This window comes from Pseudomonas sp. P108 (assembly GCF_032613195.1).
In the GTDB taxonomy this organism is placed as follows: domain Bacteria; phylum Pseudomonadota; class Gammaproteobacteria; order Pseudomonadales; family Pseudomonadaceae; genus Aquipseudomonas.
In genome coordinates this window covers 4,651,125-4,670,020 of record NZ_CP126691.1, presented here as the reverse complement: position 1 = coordinate 4,670,020, position 18,896 = coordinate 4,651,125, and the positions used below count along the sequence as shown (strand labels likewise).

The following is an 18,896-nucleotide window of genomic DNA, read 5'->3' as shown; positions in this document are numbered from 1 at the left end:
CCTACATTTCCAAGGTTGACGACAAGCAACCGGCAGCTCAGTCTGCCGGTTCTCTTTTTTGTCGCGGGGGTGGTCGATGCCTTTTTTCACGGTTGACGGACAAGCGCTACATTACATTGATCAAGGCACCGGCCCGGCAGTCTTGCTGGCCGGCAGTTATCTGTGGGATCAGGCCATGTGGGCGCCGCAGATTGCCGCGTTATCGCCGCATTATCGGGTGATTGCGCTGGATCTGTGGGGCCATGGCGAATCGGGCCGGTTGCCTGAAGGCACGACATCTCTGGATGACATTGCCCGACAGGCGCAGGCCTTGCTCGATCATCTGGACATCGATCAGGTCACCCTCGTCGGGCTGTCGGTCGGTGGCATGTGGGGCGTGCGTCTGGCGCTGTCGGCACCGCAGCGGGTCAATGGTCTGTTGCTGATGGACACCTTCGTCGGTGTCGAGCCTGAGCCGACCCGCCAGTACTACTTCTCACTGTTTAAACAGATTGAAGAAACCGGCGAAATCTCCGAGCAGTTACTCGATATCGTCGTGCCGATCTTCTTCCGCCCGGGCATCGATCCGCAGTCGGCGCTGTATCAGGATTTTCGCGCGAAACTGGCGGCGTACTCGTCCGATCGTTTACGCGAAAGCATCGTACCGATGGGGCGCATCACGTTTGGCCGGGATGATTTGTTGCCACGGCTGGGTGAGCTGAATGCGGCGACCACGCTGGTCATGTGCGGCGATCAGGACAAGCCGCGACCACCGTCGGAAACACAGGAAATGGCCGAGTTGATCGGTTGCCCGTGGGTACTGGTGCCGGAGGCGGGGCATATCTCCAATCTGGAGAATCCGCAGTTTGTCACCGAAGCGTTGTTTACCTTCCTCAGCGAGCGCAACCGTTAAACCGAGTGATCTTCAATCGCGAGCAGGCTCACTCCTACATTTGGAATGCGTTCCCCTGTAGGAGTGAGCCTGCTCGCGATGGGGCCAGTCCAGGCACCGAAAATTATTTAGGCCCGAGAATCTTCACCAACTTGTCCGGCGAAGGCGCGCCTTGTTGCTGTTGCAGTTCGCCCTTGTCATCCATATAGAAGATTGCCGGCGTGGCTTGCAAGTCGAGGTCTTCCATCAACTGCATGTTCGCCGCCAGTTTGGTCTGCACCGCCACCGGAATATCTTTCAAGACCTTGAGCGTGCTGCCCTTGCCAGCCTTCTCGTGATCTTCCAGCGCCTTGGCCGGATCTTTCGCCGCCAGCAACGCGGCCGATTTGCCCGGGCTGTCCTCGCGGATGATGCCGACCATAATGTGCCGCAACTGCACCTTGCCGGCCTTGACCCATGGTCGAGCCTGTTCCCAGAACATGTTGCAGTAAGGACAGTTCGGGTCACTGAACAGGTACACGGTGCGCGGTGCATCCTTGTTGCCGTCCTGAATCCAGTTGCTTGCCTCGAACTTGGCCCAGACTTCCTTGGCCATCGGCGCGTAAACCAGTTTCTGCAGCGGTTCACTGCTCAAGTCCTTACCGTCGGCGTCGTACAGATTACCGAGTAAAACGTGTTTGCCATCCGGGGTCAGGTACAGCGCCATGCCGCGATTCTGATACTGCGCCGCATAGCCGCGCAGGCCATCGGGGGCGTCGAACTGGCCGACGATTTTCGCGCCTTTGGCTTCGATCTGTTTGATCGCCGCAGGCAACTCTTCAGCAGCCTGCACCGACGGCAAGTGCAGCAGGGCGGTGCCCAGAGTCAGCGTCAGCAGGTGGCGGAGGCGGGGCATGGCAGTTTCCTTGCAGAGGTGGCCGGTGCAGTGGCCGGGTTCGAATTCGGGGTCGGGGTGTCGAAGTTTTCCAGGGCGCGCGCCAGACTGGCGTTCGATAGCTCACCAAGGTGACTGCTCAGCAACCGACCGTCGGGGCTATAGAACAGCGTAGTCGGCAATGCCATGGAACCCACGGCCTGGCCCAGCCGACCGCTGCGGTCAAACAACACGTTGTTCAGGCTCAGGCCTTGAGTTTCCAGAAACGTCGCCACGCTTTGCATGCTTTCGGCCTGATTGACGAACAGGAAGGTCAGGTCCGGGCGCTGTTGCTGAGCGTTTTCCAGTACCGGCATTTCGCGTCGGCACGGTGGACACCAGGTCGCCCACAGATTGATCACCAGCGGGCCACCCTGATAGTCGCTGAGCTGGATGGTTTCCCCAGCCGCATTGCGCAGCGAGATGTCCGGCAGCCGGGTGCCTTGTTCATAGATGTTCAGCGACAGCGTCGCCAACAGCCAGAACGTCACGCCGCTGGCTACACCAAAACCCAGCGGGCGACGCAAGCCCGGACGGCGCCAGCCGCGATACAGCGCCACCAGCAGCAGCACGATCACGCCCGGCCAGGCGAGGAAACCACCGTCGCGCAAATCGATGATCTGCCACGGATCATTGCGATAGTGCGACCAATACAGCAACACAAAGGCAACACGCGCTGCGAGCATGCCCAGCAGAAACAGGCTGAACAACGCCGACTCGGGGTTATCGCCGCCACGCTTGGCCACCCGCCAGCCGACAAAGGTCGCCAGCGCCAGGGCACTGATCAGCAGCAGGTGATTAAGCGCAATGGCAAAGGTGCCGAGGGTGAAAGTCAGCATTAATTGGCTTCCCGGGTGGTAGCCCAGCGTTGCAGGAATGTCTCGGCATCGACTTCGCCGGTGATGCGCTGGCTGCGGCGTTCTTCGCCATCCGTGCCGATCCAGACGAAACTCGGGGGCCCCGGCACTTTGTAGCGGCTGAGCAATTCACGGCTGGCCGCGTTGTCAGCGGTGACATCGAGCCGTAGCAGGCGCACGTCGCTCAACGCCTGCATGACCTTGTCCTTGCCGAATACCTGTTTTTCCATGACTTTGCACGACACGCACCAGTCGGCGTAGTAGTCGAGCAGTACCCACTGCCCCTTGGCTTTGGCGGCATCGAGTTCACTTTGCAGTGCCGCCGGATCCTTGATCGTGATGAATGCGTCATGAGCCGAAGGCGCCGCAGTCCCGACACGACCGGCACTGTAGACATGCAACGGTTGATACGGATCATCGCTGCCGCCCGCCGCGCCAATCACCAGCAGACTGCCCCACAGGCCGAGCAACAACGAACTGGCGCCGAACAACTGGGCGACGCGGCCAAAACCTTCGGACTGTTTCCACGCGCAGAACGCGGCGATCAACAGCAGTGCACCGCACAGACCCAGCCACAACGAAGCATCCAGTACCGGACGCAACATCAACAGCGCCGTGGCGAGGAAGAGGAAACCGAATACGCCCTTGAGCAGGTTCATCCACGCGCCGGGCTTAGGCAGGAAGCGATTGCCCACGGTGACCAGCAACAACAACGGCACACCGATGCCGATGCCCAGTGAAAACAGAATCAGGCCACCATGCAATGCATTGCCGCTCTGCGCGATATACAGCAACGCACCGGCCAGCGGCGCGGTCATGCACGGGCCGACCAGCAGACCGGACAATGCTCCGAGTACCCCGGCGCCGATCAGGCTGCCACCGCTGCGGCTGCGCGAAGCGTGTTCGAGGCGGTCGCGCAGGGCCACCGGCAATTGCAGTTCAAAGAAACCGAACATCGGCAAGGCCAGCACCACGAAGATCGCGGCAAACGTGCCGAGCAGCCACGGATTCTGCAACCACGCCTGCAGATTCGCACCAAGCAGCGCAGCAATCACGCCCATCGCCGCATACACCAGCGCCATGCAGATTACATAGCTGCCGGCCAGCGCGAAACCGCGACGCGGGGTGGCACCACTGCCGACCACCATGCCGGCCAGAATCGGCAGCATCGGCAACGTGCAAGGCGTGAACGCCAGCAACAGACCGAGGCCGAAGAACACCAGCAAGCTCCAGCCCAGCGCCCGTTGTTGCAGGCTGCTGGCCAAGGCCTGATCCGGCGCTTCAGTGCTTGCGGCCACTGTGGCTTTGCCGCCCAGATCAATGACCCGGGTTTGCGGTGGATAGCACAGGCCCGCATCGGCACAGCCCTGATAGCTGACCTTGATCTGGCCTGTGGCCGCTGCCGGGATCTTCACCTCCAGCCCTTGGCGATAGACCGGTTGCTCACCGAAAAACTCGTCGCTGTGGGATTCGCCCTCCGGGAGTGTCGGCTGCTGTGCTGCGTTCAGTCCGTCGAATTTCAGGCGTTTCTGATACAGGTAATAACCGTCGGTAATTTGCCAGAACAGCTGGGTTTCACCTGACTCCAGGCGTTCGGACGTGAGCACGAATGCCTGGTCGACCGGCAGAAACTCCGGTTTGGTATCAAATGGATTGTTCCCGGCCTGGGCCAGACCCGAGATCAGCAGTGCAAAAAAAAGAAAAAAATGACGCATGGAGGAGCCTTGTCCCTGTGCAAGTGGGGGGCAGAATGGGCGGCGGCGATTAACCGATAATTAACCGTATCCTACAAGGCCCCTCTCGATTGGCCAATCAGGCGTCCGGGCAGCCCCGACACGCGTGAAAATGCGCCTGCTTTGTGGGTTTAACCTCGGGAGGCGCCTCGCAACAGGCCCGGCCAATTAGTGTCATTGATGGTGTGCGGGCCTGAGATCAGCCGGTCTGTCTGAATGTTGTAGATCAGGTACTGGTTGTTGGTCAGAAAGATGTACCAGTAGCTGTCGGCGAACGTCCGATCATTTTGGGCGGCTGTGATGATTCGGTCCTTATAAGGTTTCAGCACGCCGAGTTGATGTTCGCCGAAAGGTTTGCGGGTCAGTGTCTTTGCCCTGGCGTTGAATGAGAGATAATGGCCGTCATCAAGAATGAAGCGGAACAGAAACGGATGGCCGGTCAGTTGAAACCATGTGCCGGCAATGATCCGCTCAAAGTACGGCAGTATCGGCTTCCAGATTGAGTCGGCGACTTTCTGGAATCCGGCGACCTTGTCCTTGTCCTGATCGTACTTGCACACCATGGGTGTTGTTCCCTGGTAGAAGAACAACCAGGCAATATCTTCGTCCGCCGAGTTATTGAATCCGAATGAGGTGGTTGTCAGGCCGAAGCGCAAGTCTTTGGTAAACGGATCAAACGAGTCCCAACTGCCGGAGGTCGAGGCAGGATAGTTGTCCGAAACAGTGCGTGTGCCCAGATCGAACCGAGAATAGGTGTCGCTGTTCTTGAAGAAGAAATAAATCCGGTCGGGGCCTGCGCGCCAGTCGATGGCAACGAAGTTTTCAAGTTGTGGCATGTTGATAAAATCCTTTTAGAGAATCCATGTGAAGTTGCAGGTTCAACGCTAAATGACGACGGACCTGTGATATAGGCGAGAATTGTTTCTGTGTCGGTTTTTATATGGGTGAAAGTTTCAGGCAGGCAGCGCTCCTTGCTGTTCGGCCCGAATATCGCGACGGGCTTTTTGTCCCGGCTTCCCGATAACGCCAGTGACGGCCATAATTGCGCCTTAATCCTCGCCTGCTTCACTCACGTTTTTTCTTGCGGAGTTCCCATGCACGTACTGGTTTGCGAAGACGATGAGCTGATCGCCAGCGGTATTGTTGCGGGGCTCAGTGCTCAAGGCCTGACCGTCGAACACGTCAACACAGCATCGAAGGCTCGCGCGATACTTAAAGTCGCTGAATTCGACGTGATGGTGCTCGATCTCGGCCTGCCCGACGAAGATGGCCTCAAGTTGCTGCAACAATTGCGGCAGAGCGGCCTGGAAATTCCGGTGCTGATCCTGACCGCGCGCGACTCGGTCACCGACCGTGTCGACGGCTTGCAGGCCGGGGCTGACGATTACCTGCTCAAGCCGTTCGATCTGCGTGAACTGTTCGCCCGTCTGCAAACCTTGTTGCGCCGGGTCGCCGGGCGCAGCGTCAACCTGATCGAGCACGGCGCGCTGACGTACGATCCGAGCAGTCGCGAAACCACTCTGGCCGGACAACCGGTGGACTTGTCACGTCGCGAGCAATCGCTGTTGCAGGCGCTGCTGCACAATCGCGGCCGGGTGCTGTCCACCGAACAGTTGAAAGACAGTGTTTATGGCTTCAACGATGAGCTGGAAAGCAACGCGCTGAACGTGCACATCCATCACCTGCGCAGCAAACTGGGCAAAGGCATCGTCGAGACCGTGCGCGGTCTGGGCTATCGTCTCGGCCCGGCTGACGGTGGAGATCAAGGCAAGTGATGAGTCTGCGACTGCGCCTGAGCCTGACCCTGGGCGCTGCGTTTGCGCTGATCTGGGCGCTGGCGGCGGCCTGGATGCTCAGTGATCTGCGCAATCAAATGATGTTTTCCCTCGACCAGCGTCTGGTGGCGTCGGCGCGCATGGTCGCCGGGCTGCTGGAGCAGTTGCCGACTTTGCCGAGCAAAGGCGAGGGCACGCATTTCAGTGCCGAACAACTGAATATCCCCGGTGGCATGGCCTGTCAGGTCAGCTCCTTGCGCGGGGAAATCCTCGCGCGCAGTCACAACAACCCCGAACAGGCGCTGGAAGCCGAGAAAATGGGCTTTCACGATCAGATGATCGACGGTGCGCCGTGGCGCAGTTTCACCCTTGCCCGAGGCGATGTGCGGATTACCACCGCTGACCGGCAGATCGAGCGCGAAGCCCTGAACATGTCGATCCTGCTGGCGGCGTCGGTGCCGGTGGGGGTGGCGTTGCTGGGTTGTCTGTGTCTGCTGTGGCTGGGTATCGGCCAAGGGCTGGCGCCGCTCAATCGCCTGCGTGAAGCGTTGATGCGACGCAACGCCGACTCGCTTGAGCCGTTGCAGATCCAGACCTTCCCCAGTGAACTGAAGCCGCTGCTCGAAACGCAAAACCAGTTGTTCCAGCGCATTGGCAAAACCATCGAGCGTGAACGCCGCCTGACCGGTGACGCAGCGCATGAACTGCGCAGCCCGCTGACGGCGATCAAGACGCACCTGCAAGTCGCGCGCATGACTGAAGGCAATGCCCGCGATCAGTCGCTGGCGCGGGCCGAAGAGGGCGCCGACCGTCTGCATCGCACCCTCGAACAACTGCTGTTGCTGGCGCGGGTCGAGGGCAGTCTGTCGTTCGATGACGGCTCGCAATGCAGCGCCGAACAAGTGGCACGCCTGGCGATTCAGGACGCCACGGGGGGCGAGCGCCTGCGCATCAAATTGCAACTGCCGACCGGACTTTCCGTTGCACCGCTGCAAATGCCGGCCGTGCTGTCGATTGCGGCGCTGCGCAATCTGCTCGACAACGCCCTGCGCCATACGCCCGAAGACTGCGCGGTTGAGCTGAGCCTGGAAACCATTGGCAACCGCGTGCGTTTTGTCGTGCGCGACCATGGCCCGGGGATTGCGCCGGATGATCTGCAACACCTGACCCAACGCTTCTGGCGCAACGGCCAGAGCACCGGATGTGGCCTCGGCCTGGCAATTGTCCAGGCGATCGTTCAGCGCTGCGACTGTGCCCTGCATTTCGACAGCCGCCCGGATGGCCTGCGGGTCGAGCTGACCATGCCGTTGCAGCCTGTCTGATTTCAGCACAGCCTGTGGAAGGAAATCGCGCCAGACACATCAAATGTAACTTCTCGGCGTTCGCTATCCGGTAGGGGGAGGGGTAAGGTCAACGCAGCTTTGACTCAATGGATTGAGGGAACTGCGCCATGGAAGCACCCATCTGCATTCGTCCGGCCATCCTGGCCGACGCCGGTATCATCAGCCGCATCATCGAACGTTCGATTCGCATCGGTTGTGCGCTCGACCACCGTAATGATCCGCTACTCGTCAGCCAATGGATCGGCCGGCAATGCGCCGATTTCATCAGCGCTCGACTTGCCGATCCTCACTTCTATCTATGTATTGCTTTGTGGGCGGACAGACCGGTTGGTGTCGGCATGGCCGAGGTCAGTGGCGATATTTCGCTGTGTTACGTGCAGCCAGAGTCATTTCGCCGGGGCGTCGGGCGAGCGTTGATCCAGGATCTGGAAGGCTGGTTACGGATTTGCGGCGCTTCTCATGCTGACCTCAACAGCACGCGTACCGGTCGTGCGTTTTATCACCGACTGGGCTACCGCGAATCTGCGCCTCCCCTCGAATACCAAGGCTTGCAAACCCTGCCCATGCACAAGTCGCTGGCATCGCCGGTCTGACAATTCGATCAAAGGCTAAATCCTCAAGCCCCTTAAGCGTTTCCAGAACAGGAAAACCTGCAAGTGCGCCCCGCGATCGGAATGCGCACCTGTCCGGTGTGCTGTTTTGGTCACTATCCATAGCCAATTGAGGGGTCGAGAGATGTCAGTCGCCACCAGCCTTATCGAAGAGTCGTCGGCCCGGGTCAGCTCGGCGCCGGCCGAAACGCTGTACCAGTTCAATGAATCGCCATTGCTGGCCCGCCAGGCCCGGCAGGAATCCAATGCTCGCAGCTATCCGCGGCGTATTCCTCTGGCGCTCAAGCGTGCCAAAGGCCTGTATGTCGAAGACGTCGAAGGCCGCACCTTCATCGACTGCCTGGCCGGTGCCGGTACGTTGGCGCTGGGGCATAACCACCCGGTGGTGATCGAAGCGATCCAGCAGGTACTGGCCGATGAATTGCCGCTGCACACCCTCGACCTGACCACGCCGGTCAAGGATCAGTTCGTGCAGGACCTGTTCGGCCTGCTGCCATCGGCCCTCGCGGCTGAAGCGAAAATCCAGTTCTGCGGCCCGACCGGCACCGATGCCGTGGAAGCGGCGCTGAAGCTGGTACGCACGGCGACCGGGCGCAGCACCGTGCTGTCGTTTTCCGGCGGTTACCACGGCATGAGCCAGGGCGCGCTGAGCCTGATGGGCAGCCTGGGGCCGAAAAAGCCGCTGGGCGCCTTGCTCAGCAGTGGCGTGCAGTTCATGCCGTTCCCGTATGACTACCGTTGCCCGTTCGGCCTCGGCGGCGCGGCGGGCGTCAAGGCCAACCTGAGCTATCTGGAAAACCTGCTCAACGACCCTGAAGCCGGCGTGCAACTGCCCGCAGCGGTGATCGTCGAAGCGGTGCAGGGCGAAGGCGGCGTGATTCCGGCGGACATCGAGTGGCTGCGCGGCTTGCGTCGGATCACCGAGAAGGCCGGTGTGGCGCTGATCGTCGACGAGATCCAGAGCGGTTTTGCCCGCACCGGCAAGATGTTTGCCTTCGAACACGCCGGTATTACCCCGGACGTGGTGGTGTTGTCCAAAGCCATCGGCGGCAGCCTGCCGTTGGCCGTGGTGGTCTATCGCGACTGGCTCGATACCTGGCAGCCGGGCGCGCACGCCGGCACCTTCCGTGGCAATCAGATGGCCATGGCGGCAGGTTCTGCGGTGATGCGTTATCTGGTTGAGCACAAGGTCTGCGAACACGCCGCTGCCATGGGCGAGCGCCTCAGCGAGCACCTGCGCATCCTGCAACGCGACTTCCCGCAACTGGGCGACATTCGCGGTCGTGGCCTGATGCTCGGCGTCGAACTGGTCGAGCCGAACGGCACACTCGATGCGCTCGGCCACCCGCCGGCGTTTGCACGACTGGCGCCGCTGGTCCAGCGCGAATGCCTCAAGCGTGGGCTGATTCTGGAACTGGGCGGTCGCCATGGTGCGGTGGTGCGTTTCCTGCCGCCACTGGTGATCACTGCTGCCGAAATCGACCGCGTTGCGGAAATCTTCGGTCGCGCTTTGGCCGCTGCCACGGCGGCGCTGTAAATTTTTCGCCGCGCCGAACGTTCTTTCTACATACCCGGCTGCACCCCTCGTGCAGCCCACCCTTACAACGATGGAGAACCAGCATGACGTCAGTATTCGACCGCGAGGACATCCTCTTTCAGGTCGTGGTCAACCACGAAGAGCAATACTCGATCTGGCCGGACTACAAAGCCGTGCCGCAAGGCTGGCGCACCGTGGGCAAGAGCGGCCTGAAAAAGGAATGCCTGGCCTACATTGAAGAAACCTGGACTGACATGCGTCCGCTGAGCCTGCGCCAGAAGATGGAAGGGCAGGCCGCCGCGCAATAAGCGGCCGGGCAAAAGAAAGCCCGCTGTACCGATAACGGTCAGCGGGTTTTTTTATTGCCTTGGATTGGTGTTGTCCGGGCTGGCCTCTTCGCGAGCAGGCTCGCTCCCACATGGGAATTGTGAACGACACAGATCCAATGTGGGAGCGAGCCTGCTCGCGAAGAACGATAACGCGGTCCGGCTGAAACTAAGCCCCGCTCAAACCCTTAAGCAGCAAATCCACATTGCCTTCCAGCTCCGCCACCGGATCCGCCGCATCGGTGCTCAGCACCACCAGATGGCTGCCCGACTCGGCAATTGCTGCCTTCACCGCGTCTGATGGCTGCCGATGATGCAGCACCATCGCGACATCATTGTCCTTGAGCGTTGCCGTCAGTTTTTTCAGGTCTTCGGGCGTCCACTCGGCATCAGGCCGTGGATCCTGGCCAACCAGCTCCAGATTCAGACTGCCGATCAGATAGCCGAAATGATCGCTCAAACTCAACACACTCAGATTGTCGGCGCTGGCCAGTCGCGCTTCGCTGTCGGCGCTGAGCTTCAGCAAACGCTGCTTCAACGTCGCCAGGTTCGCCTCGATCGCAGGCTTTGCGCTAGGTGCCAGGCGCACCAGATCCGCCGCCATCACGTCCGCCATACGTCCCATGTTGTTGCTGGCCAGCCATGGCTGGCTGTTCAAGCCATCGACCTGCAGACCTGGTTGCACGGCAATGCCCGGCAGGGCGCCGTCGACCGGGCGCGCCGCATCGACTTCAACGATGCGGATATTGCTGCGGCGGGCGATCGGGTACAGCTGATCATCCGGCCACAGCGAGCGCACGCCAATCACGGCATCGGCAGCGGTTGCCAGTTTGCTCAATGCCGGAGCGCCACGTCCCGTGAAGTAGGCGCTCTGACGACTGCCCGGCAGGTTCGCTGGCGCCGCCCGTTCGAGATTGACATCGGTGCCTTTGAGCAGCGCTTCAGCCAAGCCAAAGGTGATGGGCAAGGAGGCCAGCACCCGCAGCGGTTTTGTGTTTTCGGCGGCCATCAACGGCGTGCAGATCACGCCGCAAAGGGTCATGGCCAGGGTCAGTTTGCGCAGTGAAAAAGTCATTTATCCAAGATTCCCTTTCAGGCTCGGGACAACCCCGCGCGCGATGGCGGCGAGGGCGAAAGCGATACCGGCGACCAGAATGATCGCGGCGCCGGACGGAATCGGCAGATCGAACACAATGGGTGCAAGAATCCCGCACAGCGTGCTGACGGTGGCGATCAGCACCGAGCACCAGAAGAAGCCTTTGAGCGACTGGCTGAGCAAACGCGCCGCCGCTGCAGGAATCACCAGCAGTGCGCCGACCAGAATCGCGCCGATGACTTTTACCGCCGCCACGGTGATCAGCGTCACCAGAATCACGAACAGATAATCCAGGGTCTTCACCGCGACCCCGCGCACCGCTGCCAGCTGCGGGTTGAAGCTGGCGAGCATGATGCGGTTGTACAGCGGCAAGGCGAGGGCCATGACCAGCGAACCGACAATGGCCAATACCGCAAGATCGTTGCCGTTTACCGTCAGCACTGAGCCGAACAACACGTTCTCGAGAATGTGCACATTGATCTTGCCCGCAAGAATCAGCAGCAGACTCGCGCCCAGTGCCAGCGACACCGACAGGAACACGCCGATCAGCGTGTCCGGTGCCAGGCCGGTGCGGTTGCGCAGGTAATTGAGCAGAATGCCGAACAGCAGGCAGTAGCCGAACAGGCTGCCATAGGGGCCGGTGTAAGGTTCGCCGAGCAGGATGCCGATGGCGACACCGGTCAGCGCCGCGTGACCCACTGCTTCAGAGAAAAATGCGAAGCGCTTGACCACCACCAGCGTGCCGAGGCCGCCGAGCACCGGGCCGATCAGCAGCCCGGCAAGTAGCGCATTGACCACGAAACCGTAGGCCAGCGCTTCCGGCAGATAACCGGACGAGGCCCAGCCTTGCACCATCAAACGAAAGGCTTCGTAACTCATCAGGCAGCGCTCCGTGGATGGGTCGAGAACAGGGTCAGCAGGCGTTCCGGAGTCAGCGCCTCTTGCGGTGAGGCATCGAACAGCACGCGGCGGTTAAGACCGGTGACGCGGCTGGCCAGACGCCCGACCGCTTCCAGATCGTGCTCGATCCACAGCACGGTGATGCCCGCTGCACGCCAATCGCCGAGCAGACGTTCGAACACTTGAATCCCGGCTTCATCAAGGGCCGACATCGGTTCATCCAGCACCAGCAATTGCGGCGCCGGAATCAAACCTTGAGCGAGCAGCACCCGCTGCCGCTCACCGCCGGACAGCGCGCCCATGCGCCGCTTGCGTTTGTCCTGCATGCCGACGCGTTCCAGCGCCTCACCAATGGCGCCGGCGTAACGCTTGCTCAAACCGAGAAACGCCGGGCGTCGCTGGCACATGGCGGCCATGAAATCGTCGACGGTCATCGGCAGCCCGCGATCGAACTCCAGCGCCTGTGGCACATAACCGATGGTGCCGGGTTCGCCGGGCCATTGCAGGCTGAGTTGGCCCTGATGGGGCATTTGCCCGAGCAAGGTTTTGATCAGCGAACTCTTGCCGCCGCCGTTGGGGCCGACCAGCGCATGCACGCTGCCGGGCTGCACCTGGAAGGTGACTTTGTCCAGAATCGTCGTGCGCCCCAGCGTCAGACAAACCTGCGCAAAATCCAAAGTCGGCCCCGAAACCTGTGGGAGCGAGCCTGCTCGCGATAGCGGTGTGTCATTTAACAAAGATGTCGGCTGATCCGGCGCCTTCGCGAGCAGGCTCGCTCCCACAGGGGACTCGGTGTTTTCGGGGGAAAGGTTTTCTCTGGAAGTCATGCGCCAGACTCCTGAATCGCCCGCACCACGGTGTTGAGGTTGCCGGTCATTTCCTTTTCGTACTTGTCGGCGGTGTATTCGCCGTAGGAAATGTGCGAGAGCGGGAACAGCTTCACGCCGGATTCACGCTGAATCGTTTCGACGTAGGTGGAGGGGAAATCCATCTCCGAGAAGATCACTTTCACATCGAGTTCGCGCAGTTGATCGATGGTTTTTTTCAACTGACTCGGGCTCGGCTCAATGCCGTGCGCCGGTTCGACCACCGCGGTCACTTCCAGGCCGAACTCACGCAGCAGATAGTCGTAAGCCGCGTGTACCGTGGCCACGCGCAGTTCGGCGTTTGGCGCTTGAGTCAGTTTGGCCAGGGCATCGGCGCGCATCTGCCGCAGGCGTTTGCCGTAGGCGCGGGCGTTCTGGGTGTAGGTCTTGGCGTTGTCCGGATCGAGCTTGCCCAGTTCGCGCGCGATGTTGTTGACCTGGGCGATGGAGGCGCTGATCGACAGAAACGTGTGCGGGTTGACCACTTTGCCGGCACCGCGGGCGGCGACGCCAGTGGCCGCCAGCAGCGGCACGTTTTCGTTGGCTTCGATGGTTTTGATGTTCGGCGTTTCGCTGGCGGCGATCATGCGGTCGGCGAAGTCGTCATGGCCGACACCGTTGAGCACGATCACATCCAGCCCGCTGATACGTTTGATGTCCTCGGCGCGCGGCTCGTAGGCGTGCGGGTTGAAACCGGCAGGAATCAGCGGCACCACCTCGGCCTTGTCGCCGACGATGTTCGCCACATAGCTGTAATAGGGGTGCAAGGTAATGCCGATGCGCAGCCGCTTGGCCTGATCGGCGCTGGCCAGCGGACTCAGCAGGCAGGCACACAGGCCTGCTAAAACAAGGCGTAACAACGGACGGCGAGGCGATGAAATGGACATGGGCAAGCGGTCTTCTCTCGGATGAGGGCGAGGAATCAATGGCGATGTTCGCGGGTAACCCCGGCATCGTATTGCGCGACGATCTGTTTCCAGCCGGCGGCGGACAGGGCGGCTTCGCTCAATTCGGTCGGCACTTGCAGGCTGGCATCGCGGTTGAGCCAGATGTCTGGCGCAGCCTTGTCATCGCTGTTCACCAGCATGACGAACGAACCGGCGATGGCCGGGTTTTGGCTATGGCCGAAATAGGCGGTATCCGCCAGCAATTGCCAGGCATGACCGCCACGGCTGACCGAACTCGCATCCTGGGCAAACGGCGCGAAGCCTTCGTCGGCCAGATTCTGCGGTGTCGGCAGGGCTTGCTGTTCTTCACGCAGCAAGCGGATTTCGTCGAGGGTCACTCGCAGGTCGGCGTAGATGCCTTGCTCGGAAGCGCTGAGGTCGCGGCGCGCGTCGAGTTGATTTGTCGCCACGGGCTCCGGCTCATGGGAAACCCCGCGCCACGCGACGACTGAGCCAGCGACTGCCAGAATCAACAGGCACAACAGCAGCACATTAAGGGTTTCATGACCGGCACCGGCCGGGCGCACGATTTGTGTGGTTGGCGTACTCATGGGGATTCGATGTCCGCTTGGTCGATTTCGACAACGTGGCCTGGGCCTGCGTCGAACAGCACATAGAACTCGGCGCCAGGTTTCTTGAACGTCAGGGTCGAGTCGCTGCCAAGCTTGCCGGGCACCAGTATGGTTTCGTCGTAGCCGATCACATCGAGGGTCACCCCCGGCGCACCGCTGCCGTCGGAAAAGCCACCGGTGCATTTGATCTGTTCGGCATCGATGGCTTTGCATTCGCACATCGGGTTGTGGGCGAGGGCGCTGGCGCTGAAGCCGGCGCTCAGCACCAGCAGCGCAGCACTCAGGTGCCGGCGCAAAAGGCGATAAGAGCAGCTCATGGTTTGGCTCCTTGTTTGTTCAGCCAGGCAATCGTGGCGGGCGATGCCTGACTCAGGGGGATAGAGGCTTGATGCATGCTGCCGTCCCAGCCTTCCATGGTGATCCACAGTTCGGCGTCGGCCGGGGTTTTTACCGGGACCGGCAGTTGCGTGCCCATGCGGTAAGGCGTGCCGAAGAAAATCACCCCGGCGGCGCGCAGGCTGCGCGGTTTGCCGATACGCAGGTAAGTTGCCTTGACCGGCTCGACGCAGGCGGTGCACAGCGCGGCGCTGAAGGCTTTCAGGTAACCGGCGGGACCGTCGGAGCGTGGCGCTTCATTGCGCAGCTCGGCCAGGCGCAGGCTCCACGGCCCGACCTGTATTTCACCGATTTCACGCTCGCCCAGGCCGGCGTCACCGCGAAACAGCGCCGCGTCGGAGAAGTATTTGGGCATGAACCCCAGCGGGATCAGCAGCAACAGAACGTTGATGTGAAAGCGCCATTTATGCCAGAACACGCTCAGTCGTGAAGGTTGAACGGCGGTGGTGATCTTGCTCACAGGTTGACCTCCGACGGTTCACGGTTGATGAGTGGTTGCGCATTGGCGCGTTGTTTCTTGTTCTCGCGCTTGAGCGCGTTGGCGGTGGCCAGGGCAGTGCGTTTGGTCCAGATCAACAAGCCACTGAGCACCATCATGCTCAGGATCAATCCGAAGAAGAACCAGATCAGCTTGATCCACAGTCCACCAAAATCACCGGTGTGCAGCGGGCGCATGGATTCGGTGACAAATTCCAGCGAGGAGCGGTCGGACAGCACTCGAGAGGACGCCATATCGCCGCTGTAAGGATTGAGTGTTGCACTCTGGAACATCAGGGGATACCAGCCGCGACCGCGGATATCGAGGTGGCTGTAGGCATTGAACGGCATGTTGATGTCACTGGCTTCCAGCCCGGGGATTTTTTGCTGGGCGATTTCGATGGCGCGATCCAGGTTGATCCGGGCGGGTGGCAGCCCATCGGCAGTCAATGGCACGCTGTCACGGGCCATGGCCGGAATGATCGCTTCGCTGGAAATGGAAATGTGGTTATCGGACAGCACCGCTTCAATCAGAAACCAGGTGCTGGTGATGGAGATCACCGCGATGAACCAGATCGACCAGATACCGCTCAGGCGATGGAAGTCACCCCAGAAAATCCGCGCACCGTGACGAAAACGCAGCGTGGGGCTGAAAAAGCCTTTCCAGAACCGTTTATAGACCACCAGCCCGGTAATCAGCGATGCCAGCAGCGGAAAGCTCAGGGCCGATACCAGATACCAGCCCCAGCTATAACCATTGGTGAAAGGCACCAGCCACCAGCCATGCAGCGCGCGGGTGAATGCCTGGAAATCGAATGGCGGTGCCGTACCCTGAATAACACCCGTATACGGGTTGACGTAGGTCACCAGCGAACGCCCGTCCGGATAGCTGAGCGTGACATCAAGAGCGAAATGGGATTCGTCCGGGCGGCTGATGCGTTGCACCAGTGCCAGCGGTTCTGCGGTTTTGATGGCCGTTATGATTTCCTCATAACCGAGTCGCGGTGCATCGTCCGCTGGCTGACTGGCGCGCATCTGCGGGTTGGCCAGCCAGACGATTTCCTGACTGACCACCGCCAGGGTGCCGGTGACACAGACGATCAGAACAAAAAACCAGATCGGTAACGCCAGCCAGCTATGAACGAGGAACCACAGTTTGGAGCGGGATTTCTTCGACATGATTGCGCGTCTTGATAGCGGTGAAAGGGCGCGTGGCTACGGGCTTCGCAGCACGGGAGTCCCCGAAAGGCCGGACGTGGCTTTTGCCTACGCGAACGGCCTGCATCTCTATAGGACGGATGAGCGAGGTAAATCCCGAAAGGTGATATGAAAGCAAATGTTTCCCAATTCCCCGATCACCACAAATCCCCTTGTGGGAGCGAGCTTGCTCGCGAAGGCGGACGGCCAGTTGCAACTAATGTGACTGACACACCGCTTTCGCGAGCAAGCTCGCTCCCACAGGGTTTTGCTGCTTGCATGGGATCAAACACGATTCATGATCCACGCCATCACTGTCAGGCAATTGATGGCCGCTGCGCGCTGCCTATGATGGAAATCACCCTGATTGCCTGAGTGAGCGCCTTGATGACCGCCAGAACCCTCTACGACAAACACATCGATTCGCACACCGTGTGCCGCCTAGACGACCAGGGCCATGTCCTGTTGTACATCGATCGCCAGGTGATCAACGAATACACCAGCCCGCAGGCCTTCAGCGGTTTGCGCGCGGCCGGGCGCGACGTTTGGCGGCCGGGCACGGCGCTGGCGGTGGTCGATCACGTCAACCCGACCACGCCTGTGCGCATCGCGGCAATGCCCGATGCGGGTGGCGCGCGGCAAGTGTCGTATCTGGCGCAGAACTGTCGGGACTTTGGCATCGAGTTACTGGACATTCTCGACAAGCGTCAGGGCATCGAACATGTGATCGCCCCGGAGCAGGGTTTTATTCTGCCCGGCATGGTGATTGCCGCTGGCGACAGCCACACCACTACCTATGGCGCGCTTGGCGCCTTCGGCTTCGGTATCGGCACGTCCGAGATCGAGCATTTGCTGGCCTCGCAGACGCTGGTCTACAAACGTTTGAAAAGCCTGCGTGTGACTGTCGACGGCGACCTGGCGCCGGGCCTGACCTCCAAAGACGTGATCATGGCCCTGATCGGCCGCATCGGCGCTTCCGGAGCCAGCGGTTACGCCATTGAATTCTGCGGCTCGACCATCGATGCCTTGAGCGTTGAAGCGCGCATGACCATCTGCAACATGGCGGTCGAGGCCGGCGCGCGGGGCGCATTCATGGCGCCGGATGAAAAGGTCTTCGCTTATCTGAAGGGCAAGCCACGGGCGCCGCAAGGTGAGTCGTGGGAGCGCGGAGTGGAGAAGTGGCGCGAATTGCGCAGTGATCCGGGCGCGGTGTTTGACCGCGAGATTCACCTCGATGCCAGCGTGCTGGAGCCGATGGTCACGTGGGGCACCAGCCCCGATCAGGCCGCCGCAATTGGGGCACGGGTGCCGGATCCGCAAGCGGTCAGCGATCCGATCCTGCGTCAGGACATGCGTCGTGCCCTCAACTACATGGGGCTCGAAGCGGGCATGGTGCTCAGCGACATCGTTATCAGCCATGCCTTTATCGGTTCGTGCACCAACGCGCGGATCGAAGACCTGCGCGATGCCGCCAGCGTCGTGCGCGGTCAGCAGGTGGCCGGGCATGTGCGCGCGATGATTGTTCCCGGTTCCAGCGAAGTTCGTGCGCAGGCCGAGGCCGAAGGGCTGGCGCAGATCTTTATCGACGCCGGTTTCGAATGGCGGCAGTCCGGCTGCTCGATGTGCCTGGCGATGAACGACGACGTGCTCGCGCCCGGTGACCGTTGCGCATCCAGCACCAACCGCAACTTCGAAGGCCGCCAGGGCGCCGGCGCCCGCACTCATCTGATGAGCCCGGCAATGGTCGCCGCTGCGGCCATCAGTGGTCGACTCACCGATATCCGCCACTTTGGAGAACGCCCATGAGCCTGCAACCCTTCACTCAAGTCAGCGGTCAGGCCGCGCCGTTATTGGCGGCCAATATCGACACTGACGTGATCATGCCCAAGCAGTTCCTCAAAGGCATTGATCGCCAGGGACTCGATCGCGGCTTGTTTTTCGATTTGAGGTTTCTGCGCGATGGCAGCCCCAACCCCGATTTCGTTTTGAACCAACCAGCGTGGCAGGGCGCAAGTTTTCTGCTGGTCGGGCCGAATTTTGGCTGCGGTTCCAGCCGCGAACACGCGGTCTGGGGCTTGCAGCAAATGGGTATTCGCGCATTGATCGGCAGCAGTTTCGCCGGGATCTTCTACGACAACTGCCAGCGTAACGGGGTGTTGTTGATCACGCTGGAAGAGGCGCAGGTACAGCGGATCGGACGGCTTGTCGGTGAGCCTGAAACGGCGCGGATCAGTATCGATCTGGAGGCGCAGCAGATTGGTTTGGCGGATGGCAGCGTGATCGACTTTCAGATCGACACCCTGCGCAAGACGGCGTTGCTCCTCGGTCTGGACGCTATCGGCAGTACCTTGCAACGGCGCGAGCAGATCAAAACCTTCGAACGCCAACATCTGGCCAATAACCCTTGGCTTTCCTGACTCACCGCTGACCCCCATGTAGGAGTGAGCCTGCTCGCGATAGCGGTGGATCAGCCAGACTT

The 18,896-nt window shown here is 60.8% G+C and carries 20 protein-coding genes; 8 read left to right on the top strand and 12 right to left on the bottom strand.

Annotated elements, in window-relative coordinates; genetic code table 11:
• Positions 1–76: 76 nt before the first annotated feature.
• Positions 77–892 (top strand): alpha/beta fold hydrolase, encoded by an 816-nt coding sequence (locus tag QOM10_RS20460; protein WP_150750731.1) that lies wholly within the window; start codon positions 77–79, stop codon positions 890–892.
• Positions 893–995: 103 nt separating this feature from the next.
• Here the strand turns inward: QOM10_RS20460 and dsbG are convergent, their stop codons facing one another.
• The 4 genes from dsbG to QOM10_RS20440 all read right to left on the bottom strand — a co-directional run bounded on the left by dsbG (position 996) and on the right by QOM10_RS20440 (position 5,210).
• Entirely contained in the window at positions 996–1,766 is a 771-nt protein-coding gene (gene dsbG, locus QOM10_RS20455) for a thiol:disulfide interchange protein DsbG (RefSeq protein ID WP_150750732.1), read from the bottom strand.
• Entirely contained in the window at positions 1,742–2,623 is an 882-nt protein-coding gene (locus tag QOM10_RS20450) for a TlpA disulfide reductase family protein (protein WP_150775657.1), read from the bottom strand. The genes dsbG and QOM10_RS20450 overlap by 25 nt, the downstream gene beginning before the upstream one ends.
• On the bottom strand, positions 2,623–4,356 hold the full coding sequence (gene dsbD, locus QOM10_RS20445) for a protein-disulfide reductase DsbD (RefSeq protein ID WP_316916860.1): 1,734 nt from the start codon (positions 4,354–4,356) through the stop codon (positions 2,623–2,625). Before dsbD ends, QOM10_RS20450 begins: the two co-directional genes overlap by 1 nt.
• Before the next feature lie 149 nt (positions 4,357–4,505).
• Positions 4,506–5,210: a hypothetical protein gene (locus tag QOM10_RS20440; RefSeq protein WP_160041269.1), complete on the bottom strand. Its 705-nt coding sequence runs from the start codon at positions 5,208–5,210 to the stop codon at positions 4,506–4,508.
• A gap of 258 nt (positions 5,211–5,468) precedes the next feature.
• On the opposite strand from QOM10_RS20440, the gene QOM10_RS20435 reads away from it, so the two are divergent.
• The 5 genes from QOM10_RS20435 (at position 5,469) to QOM10_RS20415 (ending at position 9,948) form a co-directional block, all read left to right on the top strand.
• Complete coding sequence (locus tag QOM10_RS20435; RefSeq protein ID WP_034155191.1) at positions 5,469–6,149, top strand: response regulator; 681 nt, start codon at positions 5,469–5,471, stop codon at positions 6,147–6,149.
• A complete protein-coding gene (locus QOM10_RS20430) occupies positions 6,149–7,471 on the top strand; it encodes an ATP-binding protein (protein WP_127929197.1) in 1,323 nt (440 codons plus the stop codon). Before QOM10_RS20435 ends, QOM10_RS20430 begins: the two co-directional genes overlap by 1 nt.
• A 128-nt stretch (positions 7,472–7,599) precedes the next feature.
• On the top strand, positions 7,600–8,085 hold the full coding sequence (locus tag QOM10_RS20425) for a GNAT family N-acetyltransferase (protein WP_127929196.1): 486 nt from the start codon (positions 7,600–7,602) through the stop codon (positions 8,083–8,085).
• A 142-nt stretch (positions 8,086–8,227) separates the two neighbouring features.
• Positions 8,228–9,640, top strand: a complete 1,413-nt coding sequence (locus QOM10_RS20420) for an aspartate aminotransferase family protein (RefSeq protein WP_150775660.1) — start codon at positions 8,228–8,230, stop codon at positions 9,638–9,640.
• An 83-nt stretch (positions 9,641–9,723) separates the two neighbouring features.
• Complete coding sequence (locus tag QOM10_RS20415; RefSeq protein ID WP_025113201.1) at positions 9,724–9,948, top strand: MbtH family protein; 225 nt, start codon at positions 9,724–9,726, stop codon at positions 9,946–9,948.
• A gap of 187 nt (positions 9,949–10,135) precedes the next feature.
• Here the strand turns inward: QOM10_RS20415 and QOM10_RS20410 are convergent, their stop codons facing one another.
• Genes QOM10_RS20410 through QOM10_RS20375 form a run of 8 tightly spaced genes read right to left on the bottom strand, consistent with a single transcriptional unit; the run spans position 10,136 to position 16,399 of the window.
• Positions 10,136–11,041 (bottom strand): metal ABC transporter substrate-binding protein, encoded by a 906-nt coding sequence (locus QOM10_RS20410; RefSeq protein WP_150750738.1) that lies wholly within the window; start codon positions 11,039–11,041, stop codon positions 10,136–10,138.
• The gene (locus QOM10_RS20405; RefSeq protein ID WP_007917717.1) at positions 11,042–11,941 is read right to left on the bottom strand and encodes a metal ABC transporter permease; all 900 of its coding nucleotides are present in this window, start codon (positions 11,939–11,941) and stop codon (positions 11,042–11,044) included.
• Positions 11,941–12,789 carry a metal ABC transporter ATP-binding protein gene (locus QOM10_RS20400; RefSeq protein ID WP_160041265.1) on the bottom strand — a complete coding sequence of 283 codons (849 nt, stop codon included), beginning with the start codon at positions 12,787–12,789 and terminating at the stop codon, positions 11,941–11,943. The genes QOM10_RS20405 and QOM10_RS20400 overlap by 1 nt, the downstream gene beginning before the upstream one ends.
• Positions 12,786–13,715, bottom strand: coding sequence for a metal ABC transporter substrate-binding protein (locus QOM10_RS20395; RefSeq protein WP_316916858.1), 930 nt, complete (start codon positions 13,713–13,715; stop codon positions 12,786–12,788). The genes QOM10_RS20400 and QOM10_RS20395 overlap by 4 nt, the downstream gene beginning before the upstream one ends.
• Before the next feature lie 35 nt (positions 13,716–13,750).
• Positions 13,751–14,326: a DUF6162 family protein gene (locus tag QOM10_RS20390; protein WP_316916857.1), complete on the bottom strand. Its 576-nt coding sequence runs from the start codon at positions 14,324–14,326 to the stop codon at positions 13,751–13,753.
• Entirely contained in the window at positions 14,323–14,664 is a 342-nt protein-coding gene (locus tag QOM10_RS20385; RefSeq protein ID WP_160041259.1) for a hypothetical protein, read from the bottom strand. Before QOM10_RS20385 ends, QOM10_RS20390 begins: the two co-directional genes overlap by 4 nt.
• Positions 14,661–15,203, bottom strand: coding sequence for a thiamine pyrophosphate-binding protein (locus tag QOM10_RS20380; RefSeq protein WP_127929189.1), 543 nt, complete (start codon positions 15,201–15,203; stop codon positions 14,661–14,663). Before QOM10_RS20380 ends, QOM10_RS20385 begins: the two co-directional genes overlap by 4 nt.
• A complete protein-coding gene (locus QOM10_RS20375) occupies positions 15,200–16,399 on the bottom strand; it encodes a PepSY-associated TM helix domain-containing protein (protein WP_160041257.1) in 1,200 nt (399 codons plus the stop codon). The genes QOM10_RS20380 and QOM10_RS20375 overlap by 4 nt, the downstream gene beginning before the upstream one ends.
• A 405-nt stretch (positions 16,400–16,804) precedes the next feature.
• Here QOM10_RS20375 and leuC point away from each other — a divergent pair, with 405 nt between their 5' ends.
• Together leuC and leuD are read left to right on the top strand one after the other, a co-directional pair.
• On the top strand, positions 16,805–18,223 hold the full coding sequence (leuC, locus tag QOM10_RS20370) for a 3-isopropylmalate dehydratase large subunit (RefSeq protein WP_150750745.1): 1,419 nt from the start codon (positions 16,805–16,807) through the stop codon (positions 18,221–18,223).
• Positions 18,220–18,834 (top strand): 3-isopropylmalate dehydratase small subunit, encoded by a 615-nt coding sequence (gene leuD, locus QOM10_RS20365; protein WP_316916856.1) that lies wholly within the window; start codon positions 18,220–18,222, stop codon positions 18,832–18,834. The genes leuC and leuD overlap by 4 nt, the downstream gene beginning before the upstream one ends.
• The last annotated feature ends 62 nt before the right edge of the window (positions 18,835–18,896 follow it).

Bases quoted from the DNA above. Each gene is read 5' to 3' on its own strand.
- QOM10_RS20460 (WP_150750731.1), top strand. From the start codon at position 77: ATGCCTTTTTTCACGGTTGACGGACAAGCGCTACATTACATTGATCAA.
- dsbG (WP_150750732.1), bottom strand. From the start codon at position 1,766: ATGCCCCGCCTCCGCCACCTGCTGACGCTGACTCTGGGCACCGCCCTG.
- QOM10_RS20450 (WP_150775657.1), bottom strand. From the start codon at position 2,623: ATGCTGACTTTCACCCTCGGCACCTTTGCCATTGCGCTTAATCACCTG.
- dsbD (WP_316916860.1), bottom strand. From the start codon at position 4,356: ATGCGTCATTTTTTTCTTTTTTTTGCACTGCTGATCTCGGGTCTGGCC.
- QOM10_RS20440 (WP_160041269.1), bottom strand. From the start codon at position 5,210: ATGCCACAACTTGAAAACTTCGTTGCCATCGACTGGCGCGCAGGCCCC.
- QOM10_RS20435 (WP_034155191.1), top strand. From the start codon at position 5,469: ATGCACGTACTGGTTTGCGAAGACGATGAGCTGATCGCCAGCGGTATT.
- QOM10_RS20430 (WP_127929197.1), top strand. From the start codon at position 6,149: ATGAGTCTGCGACTGCGCCTGAGCCTGACCCTGGGCGCTGCGTTTGCG.
- QOM10_RS20425 (WP_127929196.1), top strand. From the start codon at position 7,600: ATGGAAGCACCCATCTGCATTCGTCCGGCCATCCTGGCCGACGCCGGT.
- QOM10_RS20420 (WP_150775660.1), top strand. From the start codon at position 8,228: ATGTCAGTCGCCACCAGCCTTATCGAAGAGTCGTCGGCCCGGGTCAGC.
- QOM10_RS20415 (WP_025113201.1), top strand. From the start codon at position 9,724: ATGACGTCAGTATTCGACCGCGAGGACATCCTCTTTCAGGTCGTGGTC.
- QOM10_RS20410 (WP_150750738.1), bottom strand. From the start codon at position 11,041: ATGACTTTTTCACTGCGCAAACTGACCCTGGCCATGACCCTTTGCGGC.
- QOM10_RS20405 (WP_007917717.1), bottom strand. From the start codon at position 11,941: ATGAGTTACGAAGCCTTTCGTTTGATGGTGCAAGGCTGGGCCTCGTCC.
- QOM10_RS20400 (WP_160041265.1), bottom strand. From the start codon at position 12,789: ATGACTTCCAGAGAAAACCTTTCCCCCGAAAACACCGAGTCCCCTGTG.
- QOM10_RS20395 (WP_316916858.1), bottom strand. From the start codon at position 13,715: ATGTCCATTTCATCGCCTCGCCGTCCGTTGTTACGCCTTGTTTTAGCA.
- QOM10_RS20390 (WP_316916857.1), bottom strand. From the start codon at position 14,326: ATGAGTACGCCAACCACACAAATCGTGCGCCCGGCCGGTGCCGGTCAT.
- QOM10_RS20385 (WP_160041259.1), bottom strand. From the start codon at position 14,664: ATGAGCTGCTCTTATCGCCTTTTGCGCCGGCACCTGAGTGCTGCGCTG.
- QOM10_RS20375 (WP_160041257.1), bottom strand. From the start codon at position 16,399: ATGTCGAAGAAATCCCGCTCCAAACTGTGGTTCCTCGTTCATAGCTGG.
- leuC (WP_150750745.1), top strand. From the start codon at position 16,805: ATGACCGCCAGAACCCTCTACGACAAACACATCGATTCGCACACCGTG.
- leuD (WP_316916856.1), top strand. From the start codon at position 18,220: ATGAGCCTGCAACCCTTCACTCAAGTCAGCGGTCAGGCCGCGCCGTTA.